This is a genomic window from Pseudomonas sp. PS01270, from assembly GCF_029959775.1.
Classification (GTDB): domain Bacteria; phylum Pseudomonadota; class Gammaproteobacteria; order Pseudomonadales; family Pseudomonadaceae; genus Aquipseudomonas; species Aquipseudomonas atacamensis.
The window spans coordinates 1-8,643 of record NZ_JASCPT010000175.1 but is presented as its reverse complement, the minus strand read 5'-3'; the positions used below and the strand labels follow the sequence as shown (position 1 = coordinate 8,643).

Genomic DNA, 8,643 nt, shown 5'->3' with positions numbered 1-8,643 from the left:
CCGCTGGACTGCGCAGCAGGCCCGTTTTTTCTGAGCCCAAAGCGGGGCCGCTTCGCGACCCAGCGGGGATAAATCCCCTCGCCCCAGATAATCCCCTAGCCACAAGGGCCTGCTACCACAGGGCCGGCTGTGTTCATCAGGCCGCAGCGACCATCAGGTTTCATAGGATTCACAATGAGCAATAACGCTTCTTTCACGCCGCCCAGCCTGTTGCTCAGCACCATCGGCCTGTCGCTGGCGACGTTCATGCAAGTGCTCGACACGACCATCGCCAACGTGGCGTTGCCGACGATTTCCGGCAACCTCGGGGTGAGTTCGGAGCAGGGCACCTGGGTTATTACTTCGTTCGCCGTGAGCAACGCGATTGCGCTGCCGCTGACCGGTTGGCTCAGCCGCCGCTTCGGCGAGGTGAAGCTGTTTCTGTGGGCGACGATGCTGTTTGTGCTGGCGTCGTTTCTCTGCGGTATCTCGACTTCGATGCCCGAGCTGATCGGCTTTCGCGTGCTGCAAGGCCTGGTCGCCGGGCCGCTGTACCCGATGACGCAGACGCTGTTGATCGCGGTCTATCCGCCGGCGAAACGCGGGATGGCCTTGGCATTGCTGGCGATGGTCACGGTGGTCGCGCCCATTGCAGGGCCGATTCTCGGCGGCTGGATCACCGACAGTTACAGCTGGCCTTGGATCTTCTTTATCAACGTGCCGATCGGCATCTTTGCGGTGATGGTGGTGCGTTCGCAACTGGCGAAACGGCCGGTGGTGACCAGTCGCCAGCCAATGGATTACGTCGGCCTGATCACCCTGATCATTGGCGTCGGCGCGTTGCAGGTGATCCTCGACAAGGGCAATGACCTGGACTGGTTCGAGTCGAATTTCATCATCGTCGGCGCGGCGATTTCCGTGGTCGCCCTGGCGGTGTTCGTGATCTGGGAAATGACCGACCGCCATCCGGTGGTCAACCTGCGCCTGTTCGCCCATCGCAACTTCCGCATCGGCACGCTCGTGCTGGTGCTGGGTTATGCCGGGTTCTTCGGCATCAACCTGATCCTGCCGCAATGGTTGCAGACGCAAATGGGCTACACCGCGACCTGGGCTGGACTTGCCGTGGCGCCGATCGGGATTCTGCCGGTGTTGCTGTCGCCGTTTGTCGGCAAATACGCGCACAAATTCGACCTGCGTCTGCTCGCCGGCATTGCGTTTCTGGCGATCGGTCTGAGCTGCTTCATGCGTGCCGAGTTCACCAACGAAGTCGACTTCCAGCACATTGCGCTGGTGCAGTTGTTCATGGGCATCGGTGTGGCGCTGTTCTTCATGCCGACCCTGAGCATTCTGATGTCGGACTTGCCGCCAAGCCAGATCGCTGACGGCGCAGGCCTGGCGACTTTCCTGCGGACACTGGGCGGCAGCTTCGCGGCGTCGCTGACCACCTGGATCTGGATTCGCCGGGCCGATCAGCATCATGCGTATATGAGCGAAAGCATCAGCACCTTCGAGCCGGCAACGCGCGAGACGTTGAATACGTTAGGTGGGGCGAGTCAGTCGGCGTATGCGCAGATGGATCAGATCCTCACGAGCCAGGCGTACATGCTGTCCACCGTGGATTACTTCACGTTGCTGGGCTGGGGGTTCATGGGGTTGATTCTGATTGTATGGCTGGCGAAACCGCCGTTTGCCGCCAAGGCCGGGCCGGCAGCTTCGGGGCACTAGAATCAAGAGCCCCTCACCCTAACCCTCTCCCGGAGGGAGAGGGGACTGACCGCGGTGCATGTTCGAGGTACATCGACTTGCGATACCGAGTCGAACTCAGGTTTTGAACTGCATGCGATCAGCTCCCTTTCCCCCTCGCCCCCCTGGGGGAGAGGGCTGGGGTGAGGGGGTAAAGCTCTTCAGCCGTGCGGCAATGCCAGTGGCGGGGCGAAATCGAACGGCGCCAAGGCATACCCACTCTCATCCACCTGCAACGCCCAACCCTGACGATCCCAATCCCCCAGCACAATCCGCTTCGCCGCTTGTTCACCCAGCTGCAACTTGTGAATTGCCGGGCGGTGGGTGTGGCCATGAATCAGGGTTTTCACGCCGAATGCCTGCATCACTCGCGGAATCTCTTCCGGGGTGACATCGACGATGTCATTGGCCTTCATCCGCGTCTGTGCACGGCTTTCGCTGCGTAGCTTGCGCGCCAGTTTGTGGCGGCTGCTCAGCGGCAGATGGCGGAGGATGAACAGGGTGATCGGGTTGCGCAGGTAGCGGCGCAGCTTCATGTAGCCAACGTCGCGGGTGCACAGGCTGTCGCCGTGCATCAGCAGCACTGGCTCGCCGTAGAACTGCACGACACTCGGATCCTTCAGCAAGGTGCAGCCGGCCTGTTTGCAGAAGGCCTTGCCGAGCATGAAATCGCGATTGCCGTGCATCAGGAATATGGCCGTGCCGCTGTCGCTCAAATCGCGCAGGGCCTGGCAGATGGAACGCTGAAAGGGCGTCATGGCGTCGTCGCCAATCCACGCCTCGAAGAAGTCGCCGAGGATGTACAACGCACTCGCCGAGCGCGCGCGTCCGGCGAGCAAATCCAGAAACGCCCGGGTAATGTCCGGGCGCTCCTCTTCCAGATGCAAGTCTGAAATCAGCAATATCACGCTTCGATGATCTCGGCTTTCTCGATGATCACGTCGTCTGCTGGTACGTCCTGGTGGCCGGCCTTGGAAGTGGTGGCAACGCCTTCGATCTTGTCGACTACTTCAGTGCCTGCAACGACTTTACCGAACACGGCATAACCCCAGCCCTGAGCGGTCTTGGCGGTGTGGTTGAGGAAGCTGTTGTTGGTGGCATTGATGAAGAACTGCGCCGATGCCGAATGCGGGTCCATGGTGCGAGCCATGGCCAGGGTGTACTTCTCGTTCTTCAGGCCGTTGTCGGCTTCGTTCTTGATGCTCGGGCGCTTGTCTTTCTTTTCCTGCATGCCAGGCTGGAAACCGCCGCCCTGGATCATGAAACCCTTGATCACACGGTGGAAAACCACGTTCTCGTAGTGACCGGCCTTAACGTATTCGAGAAAGTTGTCAACGGTGATCGGCGCCTTTTCAGCGTTCAGTTCGATGACGATGTCGCCATGGTTGGTGGTCAGTTTGACTTGAGTCATGATCGCTACTCTTCTGAGGAATTCGTGGTTCTGGGACATTGAGCCCCACAACCGGTTCAGCCTGCTTCGGCCAAGGTGCGCAGTTTAGCGTGACAGGCGCGAATTTCGAGGCGGTTTTTCATTTCCCGGCGATTAAATGCGTGCCTTTATAAGAGCTGCTCTGTCAGGCCCTTGACAGCATCGGCTATGATAGCGGCTTTGTTTTGTCTGGCCCCTCTTTGCGGCCGCGCACCTGTACGTCAAGGATCCTATGAGCAAGCCCACTGTCGACCCTACCTCGAATGCCAAGTCCGGCCCTGCCGTGCCGGTCAACTTCCTGCGGCCGATCATCCAGGCAGACCTGGACTCGGGCAAGCACACCCAGATCGTGACTCGCTTCCCGCCGGAGCCCAACGGCTACCTGCACATCGGCCACGCCAAGTCGATCTGCGTCAACTTCGGCCTGGCCCAGGAGTTCGGTGGCGTCACGCACCTGCGTTTCGACGACACCAACCCGGCCAAGGAAGATCAGGAATACATCGACGCCATCGAAAGCGACGTCAAATGGCTGGGCTTCGAATGGTCCGGTGAAGTGCGCTACGCCTCGCAGTATTTCGACCAGTTGCACGACTGGGCCGTCGAGCTGATCAAGGCCGGCAAGGCCTACGTCGACGACCTCACCCCGGAGCAGGCCAAGGAATACCGTGGCAGCCTGACCGAGCCGGGCAAGAACAGCCCGTTCCGTGACCGTTCGGTTGAGGAAAACCTCGACCTGTTCGCGCGCATGAAAGCCGGTGAATTCCCCGACGGCGCGCGCGTGCTGCGGGCGAAGATCGACATGGCTTCGCCGAACATGAACCTGCGCGACCCGATCATGTATCGCATCCGCCACGCGCATCACCACCAGACCGGTGACAAGTGGTGCATCTATCCGAACTACGACTTCACCCATGGGCAGTCGGACGCCATCGAAGGCATCACCCATTCGATCTGCACCCTCGAGTTCGAAAGCCACCGTCCGCTGTACGAATGGTTCCTGGAGAACCTGCCGGTGCCGGCGAACCCGCGCCAGTACGAGTTCAGCCGTCTGAACCTGAACTACACGATCACCAGCAAGCGCAAGCTCAAGCAACTGGTTGACGAGAAGCACGTCAACGGCTGGGACGATCCGCGCATGTCCACGCTGTCGGGCTTCCGCCGCCGCGGCTACACGCCGAAATCGATCCGCAACTTCTGCGAAATGATCGGCACCAACCGTTCCGACGGCGTGGTCGATTTCGGCATGCTCGAATTCAGCATTCGTGACGACCTCGACCACAGCGCACCGCGTGCCATGTGCGTACTGCGTCCGCTGAAAGTGATCATCACCAACTACCCGGAAGGCCAGGTCGAAAACCTCGAACTGCCACGCCACCCGAAAGAAGACATGGGCGTGCGCGCGCTGCCATTCGCTCGGGAAATCTACATCGACCGTGAAGACTTCATGGAAGAGCCGCCGAAGGGCTACAAGCGCCTGGAACCGGCCGGTGAAGTGCGTCTGCGCGGCAGCTACGTGATCCGCGCCGACGAAGCGATCAAGGACGCCGACGGCAACATCGTCGAACTGCGTTGCTCGTACGACCCGGACACCCTCGGCAAGAACCCGGAAGGGCGCAAGGTCAAAGGCGTGATCCACTGGGTGCCGGCCGCCGCCAGCGTCGAGTGCGAAGTGCGTCTGTACGATCGCCTGTTCCGTTCGCCGAACCCGGAAAAAGCCGAAGACAGCGCCAGCTTCCTCGACAACATCAACCCTGACTCGCTGCAAGTGCTGACCGGTTGTCGCGCCGAGCCATCGCTCGGCAACGCCCAGCCGGAAGACCGTTTCCAGTTCGAGCGCGAAGGCTACTTCGTTGCGGATCTGAAGGACTCGAAACCCGGTCAGCCGGTATTCAACCGTACCGTGACCCTGCGTGATTCGTGGGGCCAGTGAGTGAGTCAAGGAACTAACGTGCTAACGATCTACAACACGCTCAGCAAGAGCAAAGAAGTCTTCAAGCCGCTGGATGGCAACAAGGTGCGCATGTACGTCTGCGGGATGACCGTGTACGACTACTGCCACCTCGGCCACGGCCGCAGCATGGTCGCGTTCGACCTGGTGACGCGCTGGCTGCGCTTCAGCGGTTACGACCTGACCTACGTGCGCAACATCACCGACATCGACGACAAGATCATCAATCGTGCCCGCGAGAACGGTGAGTCGTTCGAAGCGCTGACCGAGCGCATGATCGCTGCGATGCACGAAGACGAAGCGCGCCTGAACATCCAGAAGCCGGACATGGAACCGCGCGCCACCGATCACATCGCTGGCATGCACGCGATGATCCAGACCCTGATCGACAAGGGCTACGCCTACGCGCCGGGCAATGGCGACGTGTACTACCGCGTCGCCAAGTTCATGGGCTACGGCAAGCTGTCGCGCAAGAAGATCGAAGATTTGCGCATTGGCGCGCGCATCGAAGTCGACGAGTCGAAACAAGACCCGCTCGACTTCGTCCTGTGGAAAGCCGCCAAGCCGGGCGAGCCGAGCTGGGAATCGCCATGGGGCGCCGGGCGTCCGGGCTGGCACATCGAGTGCTCGGTGATGTCGACCTGCTGCCTCGGTGAGACCTTCGACATTCATGGCGGCGGCAGCGACCTGGAGTTCCCGCACCACGAAAACGAAATCGCCCAGAGCGAAGCGGCCACCGGCAAGACCTACGCCAACGCGTGGATGCATTGCGGCATGATTCGCATCAATGGCGAGAAGATGTCCAAGTCCTTGAACAACTTCTTCACCATCCGCGACGTGCTCGACAAGTACCACCCGGAAGTCGTGCGTTACCTGCTGGTATCGAGTCACTACCGCAGCGCGATCAACTATTCGGAAGACAACCTCAAGGACGCCAAGGGCGCACTGGAGCGTTTCTACCACGCGTTGAAAGGCCTGCCGAGCGTGGCGCCGGCGGGCGGCGAAGCGTTTGTCGAGCGTTTCACCACGGTGATGAACGATGACTTCGGCACCCCTGAAGCCTGCGCCGTGCTGTTCGAGATGGTGCGCGAGATCAACCGTCTGCGTGAGAGCGATCTCGATGCAGCGGCGGGGCTGGCGGCACGTCTGAAAGAACTGGCGAGTGTGCTCGGTGTGTTGCAGTTGGAGGCGGATGACTTCCTGCAGGCCGGCGCTGAAGGGCGGGTCGATGCGGCTGAAGTCGATGCACTGATTGCGGCGCGCCTGGCAGCTCGGGCGGCGAAAGACTGGGCCGAGTCGGACCGGATTCGTGATCAGCTGACGGCGATGGGTGTCGTGCTGGAAGATGGCAAGGGTGGGACCACGTGGCGTCTGGCTGACTGAGGCCCAAAGCCCCTACCATGATCGTTCCCACGATCTGCGTGGGAATGCCTCAACGGACGCTCCGCGTTCGGCTCTGTAGGGACGCGGAGCGTCCCGGGCTGCGTTCCCACGCGGAGCGTGGGAACGATCGATCCCCTGTGGGAGCGAGCCTGCTCGCGAAGAGGCCCGTCCAGACAACTTGTCATTCAGCCTGCCGCAACCTCTTGTACAGCGTATTGCGGCTAACCCCCAAGCGCCGCGCCAGATGCGAAATATTCCCCCCGGCCGCCTTCAACTCCCTGTTCAACGCCTCAACATCATTCAAATCCAGCCCCAGCGGCGCCGCTGTTTCCACCGGCTCCATCTCCAGGTCGACAAAAAAATCATCCGGCAAATGCTCAGGCCGCACTGGTTGTTCCTCGGCCATGGCCAGTGCCACCTGCATCACGCTGCTGACCTGACGCAAATTCCCCGGCCACGGGTGCTTTTCAAACAGCTCCAATACCTCTGGGCTCAGCCCCGCCCATTGCGTCGGCTCGCGATGTTGCTCCCACAGCCGTTTGAACAGCGCCTGCTTGTCACTGCGCTCGCGTAACGGCGGCAGCTCCAGGGTCAGACCGCCGATGCGGTAGTACAAATCTTCGCGGAAACGGCCCAGTTGCACCTGCTCGCGCAACGAACGGTTGGTCGCGGAAATGATCCGCAGATCAACCGGGAACAACTCGCTGCTGCCCACCGGCTGCACGCAACGCTCTTGCAACACGCGCAACAAACGCGCCTGGGTCGGCAGCGGCATGTCACCGATCTCATCAAGAAACAGCGTGCCTTTGTCGGCCTTGCGGATCAGGCCGATGCTGCCTTTCTGGTTGGCCCCGGTGAACGCGCCTTTCTCGTAACCGAACAACTCGGACTCGACCAGTTCAGCGGGGATCGCCGCGCAGTTCACTGCGATGAATGCCTGTTTCTGTCGAGAGCTGGCTTGGTGCAAGGCTTTGACGAAGACTTCCTTGCCGACCCCGGTTTCGCCGTGGATCAGCAACGGAATGTCTTTTTCCAGCAAGCGCTCGGCCTGGCGCACGGCTTTTTCCACGCGACTGTCGCCGAAATGCAACGTATTGAGGCTGATCGCACTGGCTGGCGCAGGCTTGTCCTCGGCGACAAACACGCGCGCTTGCACCGGTGCCTGTTTCGGCCGTTTCAGCAAGCACTGGAAACGGTTGCGTCCAGAGGTCTGCAAGGCAAACGGCAGACCCTCGGGCTGATTGATCAACTCCAGCAGCGACACCTTGAACAGGCTTTCAACGCTGACGCGCGACAAACGCACACCGAGCAGATTGTCGGCGCGGCGATTGGCCGACAGCACCTGTCCGCTCTCATCGAAAATCAACAACCCGGCCCACTGGCTGTCGAGGTTGTTCAACCCGGTGTTGAAGGTCAGTTGAAAGTGCTGGCCATGGAACAGGTTGAGGATCAGCCGGTTCTCCACGGTCTGGCTCATCATCTTGACCATGCCGAGGGTGTGCGAGGGTGGCAGGTAGCTGTCGCTGGAGACATCGAGCACGGCGATGACCTTGCGCTCGGCGTCGAAAATCGGCGCGGCGGAGCCGGTCATGAAGCGGTTGGCCTTGAGGAAGTGTTCATCGTGTTCGATGTGCACCGCCTGCTCACAGGCCAGGGCGGTGCCGATCGCGTTGGTGCCGCTGCTGCGCTCCATCCAGCTCGCCCCGGCCTGAAAGCCCCGGGCCAGATTCGGTTCGATAAAGCGCTGTGTGCCCCATGAGGTCAGCACCTGGCCCTGATTGTCGGCGAGCATGATCAGGCAGTTGGAATTGCTGAGGATGTTTTCGTAGTAGGGCAGGACTTCCTGATGCGTGGTCTGCACCAGCGAGTGATGGCTGTCGAGCAACCGCGCAATGCCGGCGGCGGGCAATTGATCGAAGGCCGGGGCGCTCTGGTGGTCGAGGCCGAACGCGCGGCAACGTTGCCAGGAGGTCTGGACGATCGCGTCGTGGGACAGCGGCGAAGCAGGTGCGGCCATGGGGGCGAGCCTCTGAGTGCAGCGATTTTATTATTGTTATGAACCCGATCTTCCAAACTACACAAATCCCCCTGTGGGAGCGAGCCTGCTCGCGAAAGCGTCGGATCAGTCAATGCACTCATTGAATGACACACCGCTTTCGCG

General features: G+C 60.8%; 6 protein-coding genes. 3 read left to right on the top strand and 3 right to left on the bottom strand.

Annotation, left to right across the window (positions count from 1 at the left end; genetic code table 11):
* Positions 1-174: 174 nt before the first annotated feature.
* Positions 175-1,704, top strand: coding sequence for a DHA2 family efflux MFS transporter permease subunit (locus QMX86_RS26155; RefSeq protein WP_071172913.1), 1,530 nt, complete (start codon positions 175-177; stop codon positions 1,702-1,704).
* Positions 1,705-1,883: 179 nt separating this feature from the next.
* On the opposite strand, the gene lpxH is transcribed toward QMX86_RS26155, so the two are convergent.
* Both lpxH and QMX86_RS26145 read right to left on the bottom strand, forming a co-directional pair.
* On the bottom strand, positions 1,884-2,630 hold the full coding sequence (gene lpxH, locus QMX86_RS26150) for a UDP-2,3-diacylglucosamine diphosphatase (RefSeq protein WP_016775296.1): 747 nt from the start codon (positions 2,628-2,630) through the stop codon (positions 1,884-1,886).
* Positions 2,627-3,133 (bottom strand): peptidylprolyl isomerase, encoded by a 507-nt coding sequence (locus QMX86_RS26145; RefSeq protein WP_073471311.1) that lies wholly within the window; start codon positions 3,131-3,133, stop codon positions 2,627-2,629. The genes lpxH and QMX86_RS26145 overlap by 4 nt, the downstream gene beginning before the upstream one ends.
* Positions 3,134-3,383: 250 nt before the next feature.
* On the opposite strand from QMX86_RS26145, the gene QMX86_RS26140 reads away from it, so the two are divergent.
* Entirely contained in the window at positions 3,384-5,081 is a 1,698-nt protein-coding gene (locus QMX86_RS26140) for a glutamine--tRNA ligase/YqeY domain fusion protein (RefSeq protein ID WP_122703750.1), read from the top strand.
* 18 nt (positions 5,082-5,099) lie between these two features.
* On the top strand, positions 5,100-6,482 hold the full coding sequence (gene cysS, locus QMX86_RS26135; RefSeq protein WP_122612129.1) for a cysteine--tRNA ligase: 1,383 nt from the start codon (positions 5,100-5,102) through the stop codon (positions 6,480-6,482).
* 181 nt (positions 6,483-6,663) lie between these two features.
* Here cysS and QMX86_RS26130 read toward each other — a convergent pair whose 3' ends face one another.
* Positions 6,664-8,499, bottom strand: coding sequence for a sigma-54-dependent Fis family transcriptional regulator (locus QMX86_RS26130; protein ID WP_076563533.1), 1,836 nt, complete (start codon positions 8,497-8,499; stop codon positions 6,664-6,666).
* Positions 8,500-8,643: the final 144 nt, after the last annotated feature.